The sequence below is a fragment of the Hymenobacter nitidus genome (assembly GCF_020447315.1).
In the GTDB taxonomy this organism is placed as follows: Bacteria; Bacteroidota; Bacteroidia; order Cytophagales; family Hymenobacteraceae; genus Hymenobacter; species Hymenobacter nitidus.
Map to the genome: position 1 here is coordinate 203,020 of NZ_JAJADQ010000001.1, position 21,683 is coordinate 224,702.

The window sequence follows — 21,683 nt, forward strand, 5'->3', positions numbered from 1 at the left end:
TCTAGGACTTTTCTCCCCCGTATGAATCCAGACTCTTGTAGGCTGCTTATCGTTGACGACCACCTGATGCTGACGCAGAGCCTGGCTTTGCTGCTGGCGGGGCAAACCGATATGATGGTAGTAGACCAGCTGGCTTCCGGCGACGCCCTGCTCGATTGGCTGGAGCGGGCCCCCCTGCCCCTGCCCGCCAACGTGCTGCTGCTCGATCTGCATATTCCCGGTCCCGATGGGCTGACGGTGCTGCCGCTGCTGCAGCAGCGCTGGCCCCAGCTGCGGGTGCTGGTCTTTAGCACGGCCGCCGCCCCCGAGCTGATTGAGCGGGTGGCCGCGGCCGGTGCCCATGGGTTTCTGGCCAAGTCGGCCGATGCCGAGCAACTGCTGGCCGCCATTCGCAGCGTGCATGCCGGCAACCGGGTATTTCCGCAGCTTTCCCGCCTCAAGCCCCCCGCGTCAGGCGCCGCTACTGAGCCATTGTTGCGCCTGCACCGCCTTTCTACCCGTGAGCGGGAGGTTGTGGGCCTCATCCGGGCCGGCCTCACCACCCGCGACATAGCCGACCGGTTGTCGTTGTCGGAGTTTACGGTGGGCACGCACCGGCGCAACATTATGCACAAGCTGGAGCTGCCCAACATGGCCGCCCTCTTGCAGTTCGCCTTCGACCACGGCCTGTAGCAACGCCCTACCGCACCAGAATGGCGTCGGTGGTTTTGCCGATGTCGTTGCTGACCTTCTGAATAAACTCCAGCTGTTCGCGCAGCAGGTTTTCCTCCGGCGTCAGCACCTGTTTGGGGAAAGCATCGGGCTCCACGGCCAGAAAATCGGTGGGCGGCTCCGGGGCGTCGGGCTCCAGCTTTTTCAGGCTGCGGCCCAGCGTGACCAGGGCCATGCGCAGCGGCTTGCGGATAGTAGGTACCAACGACTGGCCGCCGGCCGCCGAGGTGATAGAGGCAATATTGGAAGCCAGAATGTGGTTCAGCACCACAAAATCGTGCACTTCGTTGCTGCTGCGCTGGGTACTTTTGGGCTCGGAGAGCATACGCTGAAAAGCGGCCGACAGGTTGGCCGAGCTAACGTAAACCTCCTTGCGCACCAAGTTGTAGTCGGTCTGACGGAAGCTGACGCCGGCAATGCTTTCGGCCAGCTTGTGCAGGTACTTCAGGTTGGCCCGCAGCACGTCGCGCATGAAATCCTGCAACTGCTCCGACTCCCACTTCGGGAACAGCAGGTAGCCGGCCGAAAACGCAATGGCACAGCCCACCAGCGTATCGACTACGCGCTCCTCGATGACGCCCAAGTAGCCCACGCCCAGCAGGCTGAACATAATCAGGATAAAGGGCGTGAGGCAGGTGACGGTGATGATGTAGTTGGTGCGCTGGAAGCTGTAGGAAATAACCATGAGCACCACCATGCACGCAAACTGCACGGTCTGGTTGGGTATCAGCCACAAAATCAGCACCCCGATGGCGCCGCCGGCCAGGGTGCCCAGCACGCGCTGATAGTTGCGCTCCTTGGTCAGGCTGAAGCCGGGCTTGAGCATGTAGGTGGTGGTCATCAGAATCCAGTAGCTGTGGGAGCCCGGAAACAGCAGCTTGGAGGCCACAAACCCCACCGAGCAGGCCAGCGTCATCCGGATGGCGTGGCGAAACACGGAGGAGTTGAACGTCAGGTTATCCCGGATGGCCTTCAGCTCATACTCATTCTTCGACACGAAGCGCGACACCTCAAGCTCCCGGCCGCCGCGGGTGCTGGCCCGGGCTTCGTCGAAGTAGTTGAGAATGTCGTTTACGCGCTGGGTCAGATTGCGCAGGTTCACCAGGATTTTCTTCAGCACCAGGTTGCTGCCGGCGCTGCCTTCTTCCCCGATGGCGTCGATACGTACTTTCAGGTCTTCGAGCTGGCCTTTGAGGTTGGCGCGGGTGGTGTAGGGCCGGTTGGCCTGAATGGCAGCCCCGATGTGGTCCAGCTCCACGGCCATGTGCCGAATCATGCGGGCCACATCGGCCAGAATACCGGTGTGCCCAAACTGAGTGCGCAGGGCCGCATAGTCGTAGTACGTGGCCGTGATGTGCTCGTACAGATCTACCACGTCGATAAACGTGACCACCAGCCGCCGCCCCCGCGTGGTCGATTCGCTGCTGATCTGGCGGCTGCGAAACAGCACCTCGCGCACGGCATCCTGCTTTTCGCTCACCACCACCTGCTGGGCCACCAGTCGCCGGTAGTCGCCTTCCAGGTTGGTTTCGAGGGTGTAGAAGTCGGCTTTGATGGTCAGAAACCCGGATATGGCGTGAATGCACTCGGCCAGCGCCTGCCGGGCCGCCCGGTGGGGCCGCACCTGGTGCAGCAGCATACTCAGCACCATGTACCACACGCCCCCGGCCAGCACCAGCCCGGCGTAGGGCAGCACCTGGGCCGGCGTGCGGGGCTGGTCCATCATCAGAATCATGATGAGCAGGGCCGCCGAGCCCACGGCCCCGGCCCGGGCGCCGTACACCAGCAGCATGGTAAAGACGAAGCTCAGCGTGGCTACTTCCAGGCCCAGCAGCCAGTTGGAATACTGCACCAGGCCCGTGAGAACGGCTACCAGAAACACGCACACGCAGCCGGCCAGCATGCCGTTGCGCTTGTGCTCAATGGGGCCGGGCAAGTCGGTGATGCTGATACACACGGCCCCGGTGGAGAGCGTAAGGCCGATTTCGAACTGCTGCAGCTGGGAAAACACCAGCGCCGGCAGCAGAATGGCAAAGGTGATGCGCAGCCCATCGGAAAAATCCTGTCCAAAGAAGAAATAATGGATTTTTCGGGTGTGCTCGTTCATTGCGGCGTTCTATCGGGGCGGGGGCCAGCCTGGCTGCTTATACGGCGGGCAAGGTAAGCCCTGTTGGCAATACTTACCGCTGCCCTGGGCGTTTACCTTGTTTATTCCTGGCATTCAACCGGATACCATCCCACAATTTTGTAGCTCCGCCGGGCTTTAGGGCTTCTTGCCCTCCCGTATCTACGCCAGAAGCCCTGCCACACGGGGTAGCAAGGCTTCTGCCAAGGCAACGCCGGCGCTGGGCTTACGCGGCATCCGACTGCGGGCGGGGCATGTTTACGTGCTGCTGGCAGTACTTCTCCGCGTCGAGCAGCGTGGGCACGATGGGCACGTTTAGGGTCGGGGCCAGGCCCAGCAGCTCCTGCCGGATATCGTCGCTGAGGTGGCACAAAATCAGGCTCATGCCGTGGCGGCTCAGCTTATGGTAGTAGTAGGTAAGCAGCTCGGCCGCATCCGGGGGTAGATGGTGCAGGTGGCTGCAGTCGACCCAGATGCTGGACTTGCCGCTGCGGGTGGCCCGGCTCAGGGCCCGGTCCAGCGCGTCATCTTCCTGATCGGTTGAGCTGGGTACGTCGTCGGCCAGAATGAGAAGGTAGCTTTCCGGCAAAATCTCACGATACACTTCCATGGGTACTGTTCAAGAATGGTTGGCGGGGTTTGGGGGCACAAGACAAACAGGGCGGCAACAAAACAGGCAGGCGGGGCGGGCCAGACGAAACAAGGGAATCCGGGCCACCGGGCGGAAGAACGAACGGTCGTTTAAATACGGCTGGCAACCCGATTGGTCTATGCCGATGATTAAAATATTTTAATCGTAAGACACTCATTTTTAAGTCAATAGTTTCACTTCTAAACCTGTAATTAGATAAATACAATTAACGTAGCCAGAGCACGAAAAGGAGGGCTAGCTCAACCGTAGCCAGCCGGAAAGGCCAATCTGCCGACTAATGGCCCTTGTGAAACCGTCCGGCCTGCAGTACCAACCACCCACACCGGCACCGCTATATACCTACCTATCTATGTATCAGCCTATCAGCTGACCTGAGAGCCTAGTACAGAATATCGTCGATGGGGTCGAGGCGGGAAGGCAGATCGGTTTCGCCGAGCATCTCGCGCAGGTCGATTTCAATGCTGCGGCACAGGGCCGTCATGGGTACGTCGTTCATCAGGTTGTCGAACGGATTCTCGCTCGTGTGCCCCACTATTTCGATGGTGTTGAAAACCCAGGAAACGAGCACCGAGAAAGGCACCGTGAGCCAGACGTGCGTGGGCCCGAGCTTGGAAAATTCACCCAGCAGGCCCAGGGGCAGCAGGGCAATGAACAGCCACACAAACACGTAGCTGAAAAAGGCGTACTGCCGCGGAAAGGGCGTGTTCTTGATTCGCTCACAGCCGCCCTGCAGATTGTAGAGCTGCTCCAGCGTTTCGACCATCGACACATGCTGGAAGTCGTTGAGCAGGCCCCGCTCCTCGCGCAGGATGCGCAGCTCGGCCGCCTGCTGCCGCACCAGGTGAGCCGGCGGATTCTGCTTGCGCCGCATCACCTCCGATTCTTCCGGTTCCAGAAACGGGGCTACTTCGTCGTCCCATAGCTCGGGCTGGCGGCGCAGATGGATGCGCAGGGCATTGCACCAGGCAATGTGGCGGTAAATCAGCTGCCGGTGCCGGTGGCTGAGCTCCAGGGCGCTGGCCGCGGGGGCATCCACGTTAGGCGCATCCACAATCGAGGTCACAAACTCCAGGGCCTTGATGGCCCAGGTGCGGCTGGCATTCACGACGCCGCCCCACAGCTGCCGGCCTTCCCAGAAACGGTCGTAGGAGCCGTTGTTCTTGAAGCCGATATAGAACGACACGGCAATGCCCAGCGTGGCTACCGGCTGCCAGGGAATGGCAATAAACTGCAGCCCCACGTAGGCGTACAGAAAGCACAGGAACAGCGAATACAGCGTGAAGAGCAGGACGCTACGCCAGGCATATTTCCAGATAACACGCCAACGAAGATTTTCCCGGATGTACACGTATGGAGAGGTTGTGAGATGATAAAATGGTGAGGTTGTCGTTCTGGCCCGCCAGAACCCTCACTTTACTGCGCTCTACGGGGCAGGATTAGTACTTACGGAAGCTCCGGCAGAGCGTTGGAGGGGAATGGCTGAGTATACGACAGAACAAAGAACTCACCATTTCGCCAGCTCACAATTGCACGTCTATGCCCATCAACTGCATCAGCTTGCTGGCGTTGAACTCGCGGCACGCACCGGGCGTGAGGTGGTAGTCGAAGCGGATTTCGTCGCCCTCGATGGTGCTGTTGAAGCTGTAGTTGGTTACGGCGCCGGGCAGTTCTTCGGCCATAGCGGCCAGCTCCAGATCGTGGGTGCTGACCAGGCCGCTGGCCGGGCGCTGGTGCAGCTGCCGAACCAGGGCCTGGGCGCCGCGGTGCCGGTCGCGGGAGTTGGTACCCTTCAGAATCTCATCGAGCAGGTAGAAAACCGGCTGGCCCGTGGCCGTCAGCTCCAGCAGCAGCCGCAGGCGCTTCAGCTCGGCATAAAACGACGAGGTGCTCTCGGCTAGGTTGTCCTGGGTGCGCATGGCCGTGTACACCTGGGCCGGAGCCACCCGAAACGCTTCGGCGCAGACCACGGCCCCGGCCTGGGCCAGCACCATATTCAGGCCCACGGTGCGCAGAAAAGTGCTTTTGCCCGACATATTCGAGCCCGTGATGATGCCCGTGTGCCCCGCGCCCATCATGCTGAAGTTGTTGCTGATGCGCTGGCGGGTGAAAATAAGCGGGTGGCCCATGGCTTCGGCCGTTACTTCCAGGGGCGTGGTGCTCAGCTCCGGCACGGCGTAGCGGGGGTTGGCAGCCTGAAACCCAGCCAGGCTGACCAGGGCCTCCAGCTCGGCTCCTACTTCCAGCATAGCGTCGAGCTGGCCGCCGAGGCGGTTTTTCCAGCGTTCCAATAGCCACATGCACCACAAGTCCCAGAGCAGAACATGGTTGGCCACCACGGCAAACAGCGCGCTTTCCCGAATGGAAAAGAAACCCGTAATGCGTGTCAGCTGACCAATAAGCACCGAGGCGGGCTGCTGGCCGGTGCCGGCGTGCAGCGTGGCGTGCAACTCGCGCAGACGAGGCGCGCGCCAGTCGCAGGCTTCAAACCAGGCCAGTTGGGCCCGGTAGGCGCGCAGGGCGTCGCGCATGGAGCTGCTGTGACGGAAATACTCGGCCCGTTCCCGACGAAATATGGCATTCAGTGTGCCCAGCGCCAGTACGGCCAGCAGCGCCGGCTGCCCTGAGTAGCCCGTAAGCCACAGCACGATGCTTGCCACCGCCAGGGGTGGCAACAGCACTAGCAGCACCTTCAGCCAGACTTTGCCCCGGAAGAAATCGGGCTGCCGGAGCCACTCGGTGAAGCGGCGCGGGTCGGTATCCTGTTTGGGATAGTGCTTGGCCCGGGCCTGCCACTCCTGCTGCCAGGCCACGTCGGGCGCCAGCTCGGCTACGGCCTGCTGGCGCAGCTCCACCACGTCGGACGCCACCCCGTTCAGCAGCCAGCCGGCCAGCCAGTCGTGGCCCAGGCGCGAAGTGGCGCGGTTCAGCAGCTGGTACAGGGAGTGCGGGCCAAATACGTCGAGGTCGGCGGTGTAGGGGTGGGCGGGGTCGAGGTAGCGTGTGCCGGCATCGAAGCCCGTGAGCTTGCCTTCCAGCCGGGCCAGCTCGTCCTGGTTGAGCTGGGCCAGCAGCCGGTAATGCTCCCGCTGGTAGCCCACGGCCGTATGCCAGCGCACCAGCAGCAGAAACACCACGTACGCCAGCCCAACCACGGCCAGTGCCATTGGCAGCCGGTCCTGCGAAAACAACCACCACACGGCCGCCACGCTGGTCCCAAAGGCCACTACCCGCACCCACGCCACCAGGCGATGACGGCCGGCGTAGTAGCGCTCCTGAGCAGCGTGCGCAGCGTGGTTTTCGGTGAATAGCTCAGCCGGAGCAACGGCAAGCGGGCGGAAGGTGGCGGACGACGGGACGGACACGATGCAAAAGAGGGTGAGAGCGTCAAAAGTAACACTCTCACCCTCCCCACAAGTTAGCGTGCCTCCCGCTTAGTACTCAAACCGCACGGTCAGGTAGAAATTGCGGCCCGCGGCATTGATGCCCGAGGCAAACGGCCGGTAGCTCTGGTCCAGTATGTTTTCCAGACCCGACTGCACGCTCCAGCCCTTGGTTACCTGGTAGGTAGTGCGCAGGTTAAAGGTTTGCCAGCCCAAAGCGCCCACCGGCGTGTTCTGAATCAGGTTGTCTTCGCCCGAGGGGCTGTACTCGGCCACTCCCTTGCGGCCGTTGAACAGCACCGAGGCCTCCGCCGTGAGCTTCCGGTTCTGGTAGGTCACGGCCCCACGACCGTGCAGCGGCGGAATGTGGTCCAGCGGTACATCGGTGCTCAGGTCGCGGCCCTTGGTGTAGGTCACGGTGGCCTGGGTGGTAAAGTGGCGGGCCAGGGCGGCGTTGAAGCGACCACTGAAGCCGTACACGCGGGCTTTGCCGGTGTTGGTGTTAGCTACCGTGGTGAAGGTAGTGCCGTTGTAGACGGCCGTAGTCGAGCCGTCGGGGGCCGCGAAGGGCCGCACCACAATGGCATCGGTCAGGGTGCTGTAGAAGCCGGTTACGGCCACGTGCAGCTTGCCCTCAATGGTGTTCGACAGCTCGGCTTCGCGGTAGAAAATCTGCTCGGGCTTCAGGCTGGTGTTCGGGATAATGAGCGTGCCGTTGTTTTGCTCGAAGGTTTTGCCCACGTCATCTAGGTTGGGGTTGCGGAAGCCGGTTGAGAGCAGGCCGCTAACCCGGAAGCCGGCGGGCATCATCCACACCAAGCCCACGTTGCCATTCAATGACGACGACTTCTGGTCGGAGTTCAGCAGGCTGGACTTGAAAAACTCGGGGTTGAAGTTGGCTTTCAGCTTCACGGTGCTGAAGCGCAGCCCGTCGGACAAGATCAGCTGGGGCGTGATTTCCCAGTTGTGGGAGGCATACACACCGGTCGTGGCGTAGGTCGAGCCGTTGGGGTAGCGCGTGGCAATGCCGGTGGTGGCCCCGTTTACGATGTTGACGCGGCGGCCCACGCTTTCCACTTTGTTGTGGGTGGCCTCGGCCCCGTAGCGCAGCTCGTGCCGCCCGATCTGTTTGAACAAATCCAGGTTGAGCGAGCCAATGCGCACTTCCTCCAGGTTTTCGTCGCGCAGGTCTTTGCCGAAGTCGCGCACCAGGCGGCTTTCGTTCACCTTTTGTACGGCGGGCGTGAAGCGCACCATATCGAAGAGCAGCGTGGGCCGCGAATACTGGAACTGGTAGCTGGCAAAAAAGCGCTTCTCGGGCCCGTAGTTCCACTCGGCGTAACGCAAAGAGCCGTTGCGGTAGGTTTGCAGCCGGTCGTAGCGGGGCACGTTCGAGGTAGTGGAATACTGCACGTTGACGGTGTGCTGCTGGGCGGCGCTGGGCTTGTAGAGAAACTTTTGCAGCACCGACAGCTGCCGGTAGCCCGACTGCCGCTGAATGTTCACGTTGTCGTTTTCTACCACTACATCCTTGCCGTCCTGCCGCTCCACGTAGCGCAGGTTTTCGCCGAAGCCGGGAAACGACTTATAGCCGCGGCGGCCCTTGCGCAGGTCGTCGAAGTCGGAGGCGGTGATGCTGGTGAGCGAGCCAAACTTCGCCCAGCCCAGGCTGATATCGGTGTGGGCCGTTTTCTCCCGGGCCGCCGTGCCATAGCGCAGCAGGTTGCTGGTGCGCACCCGCGGCTGGCTGCCCGCCGTGGTGCTGTCGGCCAGCAGCGGGTTTTTGGTCAGAATGCTGATAACGCCGCCCAGCGCGTCGGTGCCATACAGCACCGAGCCCGCGCCGCTGAGCACCTCAATCCGGTCGACGCTGTTGGCATCGGTGCTGAGAATGTTCTGCAGGTGGCCGGCCCGGTAAATGGCGTTGTTCATCCGCACGCCGTCCACAACGAGCAGAATCTTATTGGCCTCGAAGCCGCGAATAACCGGGCTGCCGCCGCCAAACTGCGACTTCTGCACAAACACCTGCCCGGTGTTGGTCAGCGCGTCGGCGGTGTTCATCGGGTTCTGCAGCCGAATCTGGGCGGCGCGCAGCACGTCTATCTGCTGCGGAATGTCGGCTTTGCGCTCCTGCACGCGGTTAGCCGAAACTACTACTTCACTCAGGCCAATGACACGGAGCGTATCGGGTTGGGCAGTTTGGGCGCTGGCCTGCTCAAAACCGAATAGCGTAGCGAATACGAAGGGTATAGCTTTTTTCATCGACCCTAAAGATAAGGGATTAAAGAGTTTTTAATGTACCTCACTCACCACGGCTATGCATTTTAGCTCAATAGCAATGGGCGTGGGCAGGCAGTTGATTTCGACCGTGGTACGGCAGGGCTGGTTCGACTGAAAATACTCGGCGTAGAGCCGGTTGTAGGTGGCAAAATCGTCCTTCATATTGGTCAGAAACACCGTCACATCCACCAGGTCTTCCCAGCGCGAGCCAGCCTCCTCCAGAATGTAGCGCACGTTCTGAAACACGGCGTGGCACTGGCTTTCAAAGTCGTAGCGCAGGATTTTGTTATCTTCCGACAGCTCGACGCCGGGAATGGCTTTCTGGCCCCGCTGCCGCGGGCCTACGCCGGAGAGAAACAGCAGATTGCCGACCCGGCGGGCATGCGGATACAGACCAACGGGCTCGGGGGCCCGGGAAGAATTGTGCGCGGTAGAGGTTTCGTCAGGTTGCATACCGTCAAAACTACCGAATTCGGCCGCAATGCGTACTGGAAAATGTCCGTTTCTGAGCTGGTGCGGTCTTTGTCTGCGCCTGAGCTGTTCGTCCTAACCCCTGCCTTATGCTTTCCACCGCTCGCCGCCTGGCTCTGCTGCTTGCCCTGAGTACCGCCGTAGTGTCGGCCGCCCACGCCCAGCAGAAGCTCAAATACCCCAAAACCCAGGCCGACCAGATCTACGATGCCGTGGCCAAACCCGCCGTACCCGTCAGCGGCCTGCAGGCCTACGCCGACTACCTGGAGCAAAACCAGCAGTACCCCACCGCCGCCCTGCAAAAAGGCAGCTCCGGCACCGTGGAAGTGACCTTCGTGGTCGAAAAGTCGGGGGGCGTGTCCAACGTCGTAGCCAAGAACTCGGTGGACCCCGCCCTCGACGCCGAAGCCATTCGCCTCATCAAAGGCGGCCCCAAGTGGACGCCGGCCGAACACAAGGGTGCCAAGGTGCGGCAGCGCGTTACCGTTCCGGTTACTTTCCAGCTGCCCCTGGGCGCCGGCGGCCCCGCCCCCGCTACGGGCCACAACGAAGAGCCGAAACCCGACAAGCCCGACGGGCCCACCGTGGTAAAAGCCGAGCAGCCTGCCCGGCCTGTGGGTGGCACCGATGCTTTTTTCGAGTGGATACAGAAAAACCAGCGCTACCCCGCGCTGGCCCGCAAAAAGAACATTGAGGGCAAGGTACTGGTTGAATTCATGATCCAGAAAGACGGCTCCCTGACCGATGTCAAGCTGGTAAAGCGCCTGGGCGCCGGCTGCGACGAGGAAGCTCTGCGCCTGATTAAGGCCGCGCCCAAATGGGAGCCGGCCATGTACCAGGGCAAGCCGGTAAAGCAAAAGATGGTGTTGCCGGTTCTATTCTCGCTGCTCTAAACGAGGCCTACCCGGCTGGCTCCCGCTGCGCAACCGTTAGCTGCTTCTGCGGCTGCTTGTTAAATATCTGAGGCCGTAGTTCGTCTACCCTTATAGCATCGATACGTTGCTCCCCGGCGGCCTTCTCTGCGGCCCGCTCCTGCCCTTTCCTTCCCCTGCATCCTATTCCTATGCTGGCTCCATTACCTTTATTATCCGCCCCGCCGGTGGCTCCTATTCCCGCCGCGCCGGTTTCCGGGCCCCTGACGATCTGGCCCTACCAGGCTCGCTTCCAGCAGGCCGCCCAGGCTATGGCGGAAGGCATTTTTCTGGCCCTCGACGACGACTTGAACCCACAGGTAACCCTTATCGGCATTCCCGTAGCCCAGGGCTCTACCGAAGAGGTAGTATGCCTGGAGCCCGCCGACTGCGGCCTCGACTTTCAGCATTTCGGCAGTATTCTGGCCCGGGGCAAGGAAATGCAGGACTCCTACGCCTGGGCCTCGGCCGAGCGGGAGCACCTGACAGAGGAAACTATCCGGCGCCGCTACCAGGGCGTAGGCCTGCGCATGGCCATGCAGGAAGCGCTGGAAACCGTTGGCGGCAAGAATCAGTACTTCGCCGGCTGGCCCATTGTGGTGGGCAAATTCCACGTCGTGACGGTGCTGCAGCTCAACCGCAAGGCCCTCAAGATTCACCAGTCGCTGCACCCCGACCGCTACTACACCGACGGCAAGCCCCTGGCCCCTTCCCTGGTGCTGGCCGCCGTGCTGCGCTTCCAGGAAGAGTGCGTGAAGGCCCTGACCGAGCCCGAGCCCGGCTCGGGCATGCTGGTGCGTCCCCGCGAAACTGACGAGCTGGTGCGCGCCGCCGGCAAGCTGCTCATGGATACGCCCGCTCAGGCCCTGGGCATCAGCCCGGCCACGGCCAAGCTGTTTGCCACCTGCAATACCATTTCCTCCCTGCGCTACGAGGGCGCCGAAGGCATTGGCAAGCTGCTGCTGGCCCGCCGCCGCCATCCCAACCTGGAGGAAGTGTTTGCCCTGACCTGCCCCACCCCGCTCACCGACTACCGGGCCGTGCGCAAGCTCCTGGAAATGACCACGCCCGACGTGAGCCTGCTGGCCGACGGCGAAAACGTGTACGCCCTGGGCCGCCTCGTGGGCACCTACGACGCCAGCCGCGAGGATCTATTCATGATCAACTTCGTGACCCACTATGCCTGGGAGTTTCAGCACGATGGCAAGGTGCTTATGCGCAGCCACTACGGCCAGCCCAGCCTGCCCCGTCCCCGGCTCAACCGTCTGCAGTTCCGCAAAGACCTGCGCCGCATCTTCGAGCTGACCGACCCCATTAAAGTCGAGCGCCTCTGGGATGTCGTGGTTGAAGCCAGCCGCCAGAAGCACGGCACGCTGGTCGTCGTTACCACCGAAGCCCTGGCCGAAGCCGACCGCCTCAAGCTGCAATGCACCCTGATTGAGCCCGTGCCGCTCACCCCGCTCATTACGCGCCTGGTCACGGCCATCGACGGGGCCGTGCTCGTCGACCCGGATTCTTACTGCTACTCCATTGGTGTGATTCTCGACGGCAAAGCCTCGGGCCACGGCACCAGCACCCGCGGGGCCCGCTACAATTCGGCCATCCGCTACGTGGAAAGCAGCCCCTACCCCTGCATGGCCATCGTGGTCAGTGAGGATGGACTAGTTGACGTCATTACCAAAGACAACCTGCTGGAACGAGAGTAACGTTTTTTTAATGTACCAATATGGATGAATGTGCTGATGCTCATGTCATTGCGAGGAGCAGCCGTGGCACCCGCAAGACAACGCAGCTAATCCGGCCGCTGAAATGTGCTGAGCTTCCTTAAGTGAAAGCCCTTTCCTACTTGCGTGGGAAAGGGCTTTCTAATAAAAGATCAGGACGCACTGCGCAGAGGACAGATTGCTTCGTCATGCTTCTTCGCAATGACACATTCATCACATATTAGCACTTGAGCACATTCGCCACATTAGCACTACCCTTGCTTGGCCCGAAACGACCAGGTGATGCGGAATACGGCCACCGTGTCGCCGGCTTCGTCGGTGCCGGTGCTGGTGCAGACGACCGTGCGGCCTTCGCCCGTGGCGCGGCTTTCGGCTATGGCCTGGGCGATGCGCAGCCCGTCTTCACTGGTAAAGGCAATCAGGCCCACGGCTTTCTTGGTAAACTCCGCTTCCAGGCCTACCACCAGCATCGAAACCGGGGAGCCGCTGCGGGTATTCATCATGGAGAGTACGCCGCTGGCCATTTCGGCGGCCATGCTCAGGCAGGCGAAGTAGATGCTGCGAAACGGATTCTTGGTCAGGTACTTGAACGGCACCGTTACGACAGCCCGCGCCGGCGTGATTTCGCGCACCCGTAGCCCGGCCAGGTAGGCCATTGGCAGGCTGCGCAGCATAAAGAGACGCAGCTTCAGGGGGTTGGAAATTGTGCGCCGGAAGGCCACGGCCTGGGGCGTATCTACCGGAGCGGGAACATATTGGGACATAGCACAGCGAGCTGAAAGAGGAAGCTGCAAAGAACAAAAAATATTCGGCATGCCGAGCAATATTACACACTTCCTGCTTGAACTACCAATCAGCCAGTAGAGACGCTACGCCACCAAGCCCGTGCAGTGACCCAGGCCGTACTGCTTCTAGGCTACTGCCCGCCCGCCGCCTTGCCAGGCTTTCCCTTGCCTGCTTTCTTTCTCGGAGCGGGCTTCAGCGGATACACGGCCAGCTCATTGTACGTCGATACGGGGTCCAGCTCGCGGCGAAAATCGGCTTGCTCCAGCACGCCCACCACCAGCTCGGCGGTGGTGTAGACAATGCTGCCGTCGAGCAGGTGCCCGCCGATAGTACGCCCGGTCGAGTCGGATACGGCCAGGTGCAGGTGGCTGCCGTTTACCGACAGGGTCCCGACCAGTGACACGATTTCGAAGTGGCCCTTATACACGCTCGGGCCGCTCTGGTTGGCCAGCCGCAGAGTGGTCGTAGTCAGGCTGCCTACGCAGGTGACAATGGCGGCGGCCTTCAGCTGGTGGTGTTGGGTAAAGGCGGTTAGCTGTTGGCGCAAATCCTGGCCCGGCCCCAGCCGCAGGGCAAACGTGCGCATAGACGAAGGAACGGCAGGCGGCGCGGCAGCAGGCATAGGCGTTTGGGCAAAAGCAGCTGATACGCTCAGCCACAACAGTAAAGTCAGAGGAAATATACGCGGCGTCATCAGTTGGCAGCAAGCATGAAACACATCCTGGCAGGACGCTGCCGACAAGATTACGCAATAAAAAAGAGCCGGCACTGGCCGGCTCTTTCTGCAAAGGGTAGCAATGGGGCGTATTGGCCTACCGATTAAAGCTCACGTCGCTGTAGCGCACCTTGATGTTGACGTTGGCCGGGTTTCGCACCGATATCGGCCCGAATTGTCCCTGCATATCGTTCGACGAAGGGCTGTTTTCCTCGGAGGCCACTTTCACCAGCCGCTTGTCGAGCAGCAGCTTGCCGTGCTGGGTATTCACGTCGAAGTTGAAGCCGGCCCCGTCGGGGAAGTTAAGCAGAATCGTGCTGTAGCCACCATCCACATTGATCTGGCGGAAGTTGCGGCCCGTGTTGCGCACCTCAAACGAGGGGCAGAACTGCACAGTCATGTCCAGCCGCTCACTGATTTTGTCGATGCTGAACTTGGAGTAGCCCGACGAGCCGCGCAGGTTGCGCACCGTGCCCAGGGCCACGTCGCCGTACTTGCTGTGCACCGTCAGGTCCTGCACCGTGCCCACGTCGATGTCGGAGTAGTTGTTGCGCAAATCCACGGTCTGGCCCGCGTCGAGGCGGAGCTTGGAGTAGGAAGCATCGATGCTGGCCTTGCGCACGTAGCTGATGGCGCCCTGGCCGTTGCCGACGCGCAGCATGTTTTCGGGGCCATCGAGGCGGCCCACCCGCAGCGTGCCATATTCCACGGCCAGCTCCGTGGAACCGGTCAGGTCGTTCGGGATGCTGATGTCGCCAAAGGTATTGCGCACCCGGATCTGGGTGTTCTTGGGCATCCAGACGGTGTAGTTTACCTCGTAGAGCTTGGTGCGGCTCCAGCACTCACGGGGCATGGCGCCAAACTTTGACCGGAACGAAATGCCGCCCGTAGTAGCATCTGCCTCGCTCATCTGCACCTGAATCATGTCGAGCAGCTGCTGAGCTTTCTCCTCGGTATCGGCGCGGGTAATGATGTCGACGTCGGTGCGAATCTCGTTGCGACTCCAGGTATTGATCTGCACGCGGCCGTAGCGGGTTTCCAGGTTGTAGGGCCGGTTGGCAGCAGCGGCGTAGGTGCGGCTCAGCTTGCGGTTCTTTTCGACGGCGGGAGCCGTGCTGCTAGCATCTTCCTGCGGCCCCTGGGTGCCGTTCTGCCCGTTTTGCTCGACAGGCTCGGAAATCAGGTAGTCGTCGTGGTGCAGAAATGCCTCGGTTTCGGGGCTGGCCAGGTAGCTGTACTGGCTGCTAGCCAGCGTAGGCTGCTGGGCGTAGCTGCTCACGGAGCCAATCAGCAGCCCCACGGCGGCCAGCAAATACCGCCAGGCATTCGTCGGGTTTGTTGGACTGGTTTTCATGGCTTCTAGTTATTGCCGGCCGCGGCAGTAGGGCCGGCGCCGTAGTCTTTCATGCGTTCCTGCAGGCGCACCTGCTGGTTGAGAATATCCAGCCGGATCTGCATGTTGCGGTTCATGGCTTCGAGCACCACATCGGGCTCGGGGTTGCGGTAGAGCTCTACTTTCAGCTGGTTATAGGTGGAGTCCAGCGTGGCCAGCTCCTGGTGCCACTCGGCGCCGGGCGCGGCAGCTGCGGCCTGCAGCTGGCTGATTTCCTGTTTCTTCTCGCCAATCTGGGTGGCGTAGTAGGCTTCCATGCGCTGCACGGCCACGGCTAAGCGCTTCTGCGGACTGGCCGCCTCAATGCCCACAGTAGAAGCCCCGAAGTTAGCCGGGTCGGTAGATGCAACTTCCTCGGCCTGGCTTAGCACCAGCGGCGCCGAAGCCACCCGGGTCCAGGTCATGCTGCTAGCCGATTTCGACCAGACGGCGCCGATACCGGCCAGTACCAGCAGGGCCAGGGCGGCCACCATACCGTAGTTGTAGCGGCGGCGGGCCGGCGTGCTGATGTGCAGGGGCTGAACGGGGGTTTCCGGCTCTTCAGGCTGCAGCTTTACAATGCGCAAAGGAGCCTCGGTGGGCTGCGCCGCTTCAGGGGCGGTGCTCAGCTCACGCTCAATGGCATCCCACAAATCCGGGCGGGGCTCGAACGCGTCGAAGTCGGCGCGGTGCCGCTCCACAAAGTCCTCAAGTCCGGTTCTCTTCTCTTTCATACAGGTGGTTATTCGCACGTTTCTCCCCTTAAGCTGCTGCCGGCCGGTGGCAATAAAGTGGGTGGCGGCCCGCAGTGGCCTAGCAGTGATACGTTGATTATTAAAGACCGTGTTGCCGGGCCAGCTCCAGCAGCTTCTTACGGGCCCGGCTATACTGGGATTTTGAGGTCGATTCGGTGATATTCAGAATGCCGGCAATTTCGGCGTGGTCGTAGCCTTCGAGCAGGTAGAGCGAGAGCACCACGCGGTAGCCGTCGGGCAGCTCCTGCACACAGCGGCGCACCACATCGGCGCGCCAGCCGATTTCCTCGGCGTCAAACTCGCCGCTGTCGGTTTCTACCGCGGCCGAATCGTGCTGGTCGGCCAGGGGCACCAGCTGCAGGCGTCGGTTGCGCAGGCAGTTGATGCTTTTGTTGATGACGATGCGCTTGAGCCAGGACCCAAACGAGGAGTCACCCTTGTAGCTGTGCAGCTCGCGGAAGGCGCTCAGAAACGACTCCTGCAGCACATCCTCGGCCTCAGCATAGTCGCCGGTGATGCGCAGCGAGGCGTTGAACATCGCCTTGGCGTAGCGCTTATAGATTTCAGCCTGGGCCCGCCGGTCGCCCAGGCGGCAGCGCTCCACCAGCGGGGCGTTGATGTCAGTGTACGCAAATGCCTCCATATGCTGTTCGGTTGGTGGAAGGGTAGAATCAGAAGGATTGTAAATATCCACCTTTCCGGGCTAAGCTGCTAGTGATGACGGGTAAGCAGGAGAAAGACAATGCGCAGGCCAAGAAGTTGCACGTCGTTTCGGAAGTTGTGCCCCAACTGCAATCCATTACCTTCGGGGATAGTTCAGTTTTATCCTAACCAACTCTACCGCTATGCGCTTTTTACCCTATTTGGGCCTGGGCCTGCTGCTCAGCGCTTCGTCCCTTACCTCCTGCAACAAGGTTGACTTCGGGCCCGCCGGCGGCATCACCGAAAAAACCGCCACCGATGCGCCCAACGGCCACGTCGATTCCTCCGACTGGACGCTGGAGGCCAACTGGGGCAAAAAGGAGAAAGACCTGTTTAAGGGGCTGCAGGGCAAGGTGAACCTGGACGGCACCACGTCGACCTACGTTACCAACCTGAACTTCACGTTTTACCCGAACCCGGTCGACCAGTTCGCCTACTTCGGCTACGATTTCGACCTGCTCTACCAGGACGGCCTGATGGTGCAAACCGATTACGTCATCGTCGACCGCAACAACAAGGTATTGCAGTCGGGCAGCGTTTCTTCCCGCACCACCACGCCCGACGGGCGCGGATTCAGCGGGTTTTCGCTGTCGTTCCTCGACGAAAAATTTAAGAAGGGTAAAACGTACCGCATGTACTACGTGCTGTATGAGCCCACCAAGCTCGCCTTTATGGGCAAGGGCCACGGCGACATCGAAATGGCCGACTAGCGCGGCTGCCCTTTATTCTTCTGCTTACTCCAATGATGAAAAAAAGCCTGCTGCTCCTGACGCTGGGCCTGCCCTTGGCCATGGGCTGCCAAAAAGACAAGGAAGCTGAGCCTTCCACCATTGACTTCGGCGCCGGCGAAGGTATTTCCTACCGAAACGCCATGAACTACCCCATGGCCTACACCGACCCCACCGACTGGACTTCTGATAAGCAATGGAGCAGCCGGGAAAAGGCTCTGTTCAGCTTTCCCGTAGCTGTCAACCTCGATCAGGCTCCCACGGGCGTCACGACCAATATGAGCTTTTATCCGAATCCGGTAGAGCCCGGGGGCATCGGCATGTTTCGGCCTAACTCGACTACAGAAGGCACCCTGCGGCTGATATGGGTGGATAAAAACTACAAAGTAGTATCGACCCACGAGCAAGCCCTGGTCAAAAATATGGAAATGCGGTTTCAGTTTCCGGAAACCACGTTTCCCAGGGAACAGAAGTACCGGCTCTACTACGTGCTCTACAAAGCCGACGGCACCCTTATCTACAAGGGCCACGGCGACGTGCACATCCATCAGCAATAACCATTGCTACCCAACAAAAAGGCCCGTCCGGCTATCCGGACGGGCCTTTTTATGCGCATTCAGAACGGTGTAGAGACGCATATCTGCGTCTCCTCGTTGAACGCCTGTCGTTGTCACGTCAGCAACAATTGAGACGCGAGTATGCGTCTCTACACCGTTCTGACTTTGTACCTACACGTCAAACTTGATGCCCTGGGCCAGGGGCAGCTGGTCGGAGTAGTTGATGGTGTTGGTCTGGCGGCGCATGTAGATTTTCCAGGCGTCGGAGCCGGACTCACGGCCGCCGCCGGTTTCCTTCTCGCCGCCGAAAGCACCGCCGATTTCAGCGCCCGAGGTGCCGATGTTCACGTTGGCAATGCCGCAGTCGGAGCCGGTCTGGGAGAGGAAGGCTTCGGCCTCGCGCATGTTCAGGGTGAAGATGCTGGAGGACAGGCCCTGCTTCACGCCGTTCTGCAGCTCGATGGCCTCGTGCACGTCGCCCGAGTACTTAATCAGGTAGAGAATGGGGGCGAAGGTTTCTTCCTGCACGGTGTGGTACTCGTTGCGGGCTTCCACCAGGGCGGGCTGCACGTAGGTACCGGTTTCGTAGCCGGCGCCGCTCAGCACTTCCCCACCGGTGAGCAGCGTGCCGCCTTCGGCCTGTACGGCAGCCAGGGCCTTGGTGAAGCCTTCCACGGCCTGCTTATCGATGAGCGGGCCCACCAGATTGCCTTCCTGCAACGGGTTGCCGATGGGCAGCTTGGGGTAGATGCCAAGCAAGCGGCTCTTTACGTCCTCATAAATTGAGTCGTGGATGATGAGGCGGCGGGTGGTAGTGCAGCGCTGCCCGGCCGTGCCCACGGCCCCAAACACCACGGCGCGCATGGCCATGTCGAGGTCGGCGTGCTGGGTCAGGATAATGGCGTTGTTGCCGCCCAGCTCCAGCAAAGCGCGGCCCAGGCGGGCCCCCACTACTTCGCCTACCTTCTTACCCATGCGGGTGCTGCCCGTAGCCGAAACCAGGGGCACGCGCGTGTCGGCGGCCATGGCGGCGCCCACCTCGGGCCCACCGATGATGACGTTGAAAATGCCTTCGGGCAGCTCATTCTCGCGCAGCACATCCTTGATGATGTGCTGCACGGCCACGGCTACCAGCGGGGTTTTCTCCGAGGGCTTCCAGATGCTCACGTCGCCGCAGACGGCGGCCAGCATAGCGTTCCAGCTCCACACGGCCACCGGGAAGTTGAAGGCCGAGATGATGCCCACGATACCCAGGGGCTGGTACTGCTCGTACATGCGGTGGGCAGGCCGCTCGGAGTGCATCGTCAGGCCGTGGAGCTGGCGCGAGAGGCCCACGGCGAAGTCGCAGATGTCAATCATTTCCTGCACTTCGCCCAGGCCTTCCTGCAGGATTTTGCCCATCTCGTAGCTCACTAGCTTGCCCAGCGGCTCCTTGTACTCGCGCAGCTTGTTGCCGATCTGGCGCACGATTTCGCCCCGCTTGGGAGCTGGCACCAGCCGCCAAGCTTTAAAGGCTTCCTGCGCGGTGCGTACCACCGTGTCGTAGTCGGCCTCGGTGGCCATGGCTACGGCGGCAATGCGGCGGCCGTCGGTGGGCGAGGTGATGGTTCTCAGGTTCTGACCGGCGCCGCCCCACTGCAGACCGGTGCTGTAGGCGGCGTTTTCGGCTTCTACGCCCAGCTCGCGCAGTACTTGCTGAATGCTGTGCGGGTCGTGTTCCTGAACGTCAGCGCCAGTGGCGGCAGCTTCTTCGATGGCTAATTTCATAGGAGAGAAAGGTTGGATGGGAGTTTTACTCGGGGTGGCAGGGTACCGGCCGTAAAGCTAGCAAATCGGCGCGGGCCGGGCGGCATGCGCGGAGCGTAGTTCGCCGGCAGTCACCTGCTTCGTGGGTGCCTGCCTATCTTATTGGCTGTTTGCCACCGCCCTGTTGGCCGGCCGTTGCTGCCCTGCTCTGCTTTTGTGCTTCAACGCTATTCATGTGCTGCCCTGGTGGCGAACTTCCCAGCCAAGCCGCCCGCGCCGCCCGCATGGTGCTGAAGTAGGCAGCAACAAAAAAGCCCCTCCAGCTACCTGAAGGGGCTTTGTATTCCATATTAACCAATCGGGAGCTTACTCGGCCTGCCCTATGGGGTAGTAGGCTTTACGGCCGTCGGGGTACACACCTTCTACCAGCGCGCCCTGGTTGTCTTTGGCGGCTTCGAGGAACTGCTGCACGTCCTGGGGCTTGCTCACCTTGCTCTTGTCGATGCGGGTGATGATGAAGCCGTCGTCGATGCCAGTTTCCTTGAAGTTTGAGCCCCGGATGCCGCTAATTTTAGCGCCCCCGTCGATGCCCAGCTTGTTCATCTCCTGCTTGCTCACCGGAGCCAGCGTGGCGCCCTCATACTTGATGGATTTGGCTACTTCCTCCCGGATGATATCGGTGGTACCGGTTGAGTTACGCAGGGTGGCCGTTACGGTCTTGCTGTCGTTGGCACGCAGCAGGGTCACCTTGATCTTGTCGCCAGGGCGGAAGCGGGCTACCTGCTCCTGCAGCTGCGAGGAAGTATTCACCTTCACCCCGTTAATTTCGGTGATGATGTCGCCTTCCTTGATGCCAGCGTCGGCAGCCGCGCTGTTCTTGCTCATGCCCATTACGTACACGCCGTTCAGGGTGGCCAGCTTCTTCTCCGAGGCCAGCGTAGCGTCCACTTCCCGGATGTTGACGCCGAGCAGGGCGCGCTGCACCACTTTATACTTGAGCAGGTCGTCGATTACCTTGCTCACGATGCTGCTGGGCACGGCGAAAGAATAGCCCTCAAAAGCGCCCGAGCGCGAGGCAATGGCCGAGTTGATGCCAATCAGGTCGCCGTTCAGGTTCACCAGGGCGCCGCCAGAGTTGCCGGGGTTTACCACCGCGTCGGTCTGCAGGAACGACTCAATGCCCATATTATCCTCGCGGCGCAGGATGTTGATGTTGCGTCCCTTGGCCGAGATAATACCGGCCGTCACGGTGGAGTTCAGGTTGAAGGGGTTGCCCACGGCCAGTACCCACTCGCCTACTTTCACGTTGTCGGAGTTGCCGTAGCGCACGAAGGGCAGGCTGGTGGCCTCCACCTTCAGCAGGGCCAGGTCAGTGGTCGGGTCGGCGCCCACCAACGTGGCGTTGTACTTACGCTTATCGTCGAGCACTACCTCAATCTTGTCGGCTTTGTCAATCACGTGGTTGTTCGTGACGATGTAGCCGTTGGCGGCAATAATTACGCCCGAGCCCGAGCCCTGTTGCGGGCCCGCCTGCGGGGAATGATACTGGTCGTAGTCGTCGCCGAAGAACTGGCGCAGGAACGGGTCCATACGCTGGCCCCCGCCGCTGCTCATCTTCGGCGCGTACTCGGTCATGACGTGCACGACGGCGGGCGTCACCGAGGAGGCCGCCGCCACGAAATTGAGGCCTTCCGGCACCACGTAGTTGCTGCTGCGCAGCTCACTGGTGTAACGCACATTGGGGTCAGCCGCCACTACCTGGTTTGCATTGGTGCGCTCAGGCTCCAGCAGCTTATACCCACCCACCGCTACGCCACCACCCAGAATGGCGGAACCGAGCAGGCCGAGCATCATTTGTTTTGCTTGCATGGGTAATAAAAAGATGGTTGTAAGAAAAAGACGAGTGAATCGGGAAGAAGTAAGTGAAGCCCTGCGTGACCGGCTCCCGCACTAACGCAGAAGATGCAGCTCGTGGTATAGGGGTTGCATCAGCCTCCTTTTACCTTACAACACCCGCGCCAACAAAAAAGACACCACGCCGGGTGTCTTTTTTGCAGACTGCGAGGCG

18 protein-coding genes are annotated in these 21,683 nt (G+C 61.0%); 5 read left to right on the forward strand and 13 right to left on the reverse strand.

Features of this window, described 5'->3' with window-relative positions:
- Positions 1–21 precede the first annotated feature (21 nt).
- The gene (locus LGH70_RS00860; RefSeq protein WP_226181780.1) at positions 22–672 is read left to right on the forward strand and encodes a response regulator; all 651 of its coding nucleotides are present in this window, start codon (positions 22–24) and stop codon (positions 670–672) included.
- Between the two features lie 7 nt (positions 673–679).
- Here the strand turns inward: LGH70_RS00860 and LGH70_RS00865 are convergent, their stop codons facing one another.
- From LGH70_RS00865 to LGH70_RS00890, 6 genes are all read right to left on the reverse strand, one after another.
- A complete protein-coding gene (locus tag LGH70_RS00865) occupies positions 680–2,818 on the reverse strand; it encodes an FUSC family membrane protein (protein ID WP_226181782.1) in 2,139 nt (712 codons plus the stop codon).
- 244 nt (positions 2,819–3,062) lie between these two features.
- Positions 3,063–3,446, reverse strand: coding sequence for an STAS domain-containing protein (locus tag LGH70_RS00870; protein WP_226181784.1), 384 nt, complete (start codon positions 3,444–3,446; stop codon positions 3,063–3,065).
- Positions 3,447–3,867: 421 nt separating this feature from the next.
- Positions 3,868–4,836 carry a bestrophin family protein gene (locus LGH70_RS00875; RefSeq protein ID WP_226181786.1) on the reverse strand — a complete coding sequence of 323 codons (969 nt, stop codon included), beginning with the start codon at positions 4,834–4,836 and terminating at the stop codon, positions 3,868–3,870.
- Positions 4,837–5,008: 172 nt separating this feature from the next.
- Positions 5,009–6,850: a MutS-related protein gene (locus tag LGH70_RS23745; protein WP_226181788.1), complete on the reverse strand. Its 1,842-nt coding sequence runs from the start codon at positions 6,848–6,850 to the stop codon at positions 5,009–5,011.
- A gap of 69 nt (positions 6,851–6,919) precedes the next feature.
- Entirely contained in the window at positions 6,920–9,130 is a 2,211-nt protein-coding gene (locus LGH70_RS00885) for a TonB-dependent receptor (protein WP_226181790.1), read from the reverse strand.
- A gap of 30 nt (positions 9,131–9,160) precedes the next feature.
- A complete protein-coding gene (locus tag LGH70_RS00890; RefSeq protein WP_226181793.1) occupies positions 9,161–9,601 on the reverse strand; it encodes a RidA family protein in 441 nt (146 codons plus the stop codon).
- A gap of 107 nt (positions 9,602–9,708) precedes the next feature.
- Between LGH70_RS00890 and LGH70_RS00895 the strand changes: the two genes are divergently transcribed.
- Together LGH70_RS00895 and LGH70_RS23750 are read left to right on the forward strand one after the other, a co-directional pair.
- Positions 9,709–10,512 (forward strand): TonB family protein, encoded by an 804-nt coding sequence (locus tag LGH70_RS00895; RefSeq protein ID WP_226181795.1) that lies wholly within the window; start codon positions 9,709–9,711, stop codon positions 10,510–10,512.
- Positions 10,513–10,718: 206 nt separating this feature from the next.
- Positions 10,719–12,236 carry a diadenylate cyclase gene (locus LGH70_RS23750; RefSeq protein ID WP_226181797.1) on the forward strand — a complete coding sequence of 506 codons (1,518 nt, stop codon included), beginning with the start codon at positions 10,719–10,721 and terminating at the stop codon, positions 12,234–12,236.
- Positions 12,237–12,505: 269 nt separating this feature from the next.
- Here the strand turns inward: LGH70_RS23750 and LGH70_RS00905 are convergent, their stop codons facing one another.
- From LGH70_RS00905 to LGH70_RS00925, 5 genes are all read right to left on the reverse strand, one after another.
- Positions 12,506–13,018: a DUF4442 domain-containing protein gene (locus LGH70_RS00905; protein ID WP_226181799.1), complete on the reverse strand. Its 513-nt coding sequence runs from the start codon at positions 13,016–13,018 to the stop codon at positions 12,506–12,508.
- A 152-nt stretch (positions 13,019–13,170) separates the two neighbouring features.
- Positions 13,171–13,626 carry a PPC domain-containing DNA-binding protein gene (locus LGH70_RS00910; protein WP_226181800.1) on the reverse strand — a complete coding sequence of 152 codons (456 nt, stop codon included), beginning with the start codon at positions 13,624–13,626 and terminating at the stop codon, positions 13,171–13,173.
- A 226-nt stretch (positions 13,627–13,852) separates the two neighbouring features.
- Entirely contained in the window at positions 13,853–15,109 is a 1,257-nt protein-coding gene (locus LGH70_RS00915; RefSeq protein WP_226181802.1) for a hypothetical protein, read from the reverse strand.
- A gap of 5 nt (positions 15,110–15,114) precedes the next feature.
- Entirely contained in the window at positions 15,115–15,861 is a 747-nt protein-coding gene (locus LGH70_RS00920) for a hypothetical protein (protein WP_226181804.1), read from the reverse strand.
- A gap of 100 nt (positions 15,862–15,961) precedes the next feature.
- Positions 15,962–16,525 carry an RNA polymerase sigma factor gene (locus LGH70_RS00925; protein ID WP_226181806.1) on the reverse strand — a complete coding sequence of 188 codons (564 nt, stop codon included), beginning with the start codon at positions 16,523–16,525 and terminating at the stop codon, positions 15,962–15,964.
- A gap of 202 nt (positions 16,526–16,727) precedes the next feature.
- Between LGH70_RS00925 and LGH70_RS00930 the strand changes: the two genes are divergently transcribed.
- On the forward strand, positions 16,728–17,294 hold the full coding sequence (locus tag LGH70_RS00930) for a hypothetical protein (protein WP_226181808.1): 567 nt from the start codon (positions 16,728–16,730) through the stop codon (positions 17,292–17,294).
- A 32-nt stretch (positions 17,295–17,326) separates the two neighbouring features.
- Complete coding sequence (locus LGH70_RS00935) at positions 17,327–17,869, forward strand: hypothetical protein (RefSeq protein WP_226181810.1); 543 nt, start codon at positions 17,327–17,329, stop codon at positions 17,867–17,869.
- Positions 17,870–18,040: 171 nt separating this feature from the next.
- Here LGH70_RS00935 and amaB read toward each other — a convergent pair whose 3' ends face one another.
- Positions 18,041–19,636, reverse strand: a complete 1,596-nt coding sequence (gene amaB, locus LGH70_RS00940; protein WP_226181812.1) for an L-piperidine-6-carboxylate dehydrogenase — start codon at positions 19,634–19,636, stop codon at positions 18,041–18,043.
- A gap of 345 nt (positions 19,637–19,981) precedes the next feature.
- Positions 19,982–21,484, reverse strand: coding sequence for a Do family serine endopeptidase (locus LGH70_RS00945; protein ID WP_226181814.1), 1,503 nt, complete (start codon positions 21,482–21,484; stop codon positions 19,982–19,984).
- Between the last annotated feature and the right edge of the window lie 199 nt (positions 21,485–21,683).

Bases quoted from the DNA above. Each gene is read 5' to 3' on its own strand.
- LGH70_RS00860 (WP_226181780.1), top strand. From the start codon at position 22: ATGAATCCAGACTCTTGTAGGCTGCTTATCGTTGACGACCACCTGATG.
- LGH70_RS00865 (WP_226181782.1), bottom strand. From the start codon at position 2,818: ATGAACGAGCACACCCGAAAAATCCATTATTTCTTCTTTGGACAGGAT.
- LGH70_RS00870 (WP_226181784.1), bottom strand. From the start codon at position 3,446: ATGGAAGTGTATCGTGAGATTTTGCCGGAAAGCTACCTTCTCATTCTG.
- LGH70_RS00885 (WP_226181790.1), bottom strand. From the start codon at position 9,130: ATGAAAAAAGCTATACCCTTCGTATTCGCTACGCTATTCGGTTTTGAG.
- LGH70_RS00890 (WP_226181793.1), bottom strand. From the start codon at position 9,601: ATGCAACCTGACGAAACCTCTACCGCGCACAATTCTTCCCGGGCCCCC.
- LGH70_RS00895 (WP_226181795.1), top strand. From the start codon at position 9,709: ATGCTTTCCACCGCTCGCCGCCTGGCTCTGCTGCTTGCCCTGAGTACC.
- LGH70_RS00905 (WP_226181799.1), bottom strand. From the start codon at position 13,018: ATGTCCCAATATGTTCCCGCTCCGGTAGATACGCCCCAGGCCGTGGCC.
- LGH70_RS00910 (WP_226181800.1), bottom strand. From the start codon at position 13,626: ATGCGCACGTTTGCCCTGCGGCTGGGGCCGGGCCAGGATTTGCGCCAA.
- LGH70_RS00915 (WP_226181802.1), bottom strand. From the start codon at position 15,109: ATGAAAACCAGTCCAACAAACCCGACGAATGCCTGGCGGTATTTGCTG.
- LGH70_RS00920 (WP_226181804.1), bottom strand. From the start codon at position 15,861: ATGAAAGAGAAGAGAACCGGACTTGAGGACTTTGTGGAGCGGCACCGC.
- LGH70_RS00925 (WP_226181806.1), bottom strand. From the start codon at position 16,525: ATGGAGGCATTTGCGTACACTGACATCAACGCCCCGCTGGTGGAGCGC.
- LGH70_RS00930 (WP_226181808.1), top strand. From the start codon at position 16,728: ATGCGCTTTTTACCCTATTTGGGCCTGGGCCTGCTGCTCAGCGCTTCG.
- LGH70_RS00935 (WP_226181810.1), top strand. From the start codon at position 17,327: ATGATGAAAAAAAGCCTGCTGCTCCTGACGCTGGGCCTGCCCTTGGCC.
- amaB (WP_226181812.1), bottom strand. From the start codon at position 19,636: ATGAAATTAGCCATCGAAGAAGCTGCCGCCACTGGCGCTGACGTTCAG.
- LGH70_RS00945 (WP_226181814.1), bottom strand. From the start codon at position 21,484: ATGCAAGCAAAACAAATGATGCTCGGCCTGCTCGGTTCCGCCATTCTG.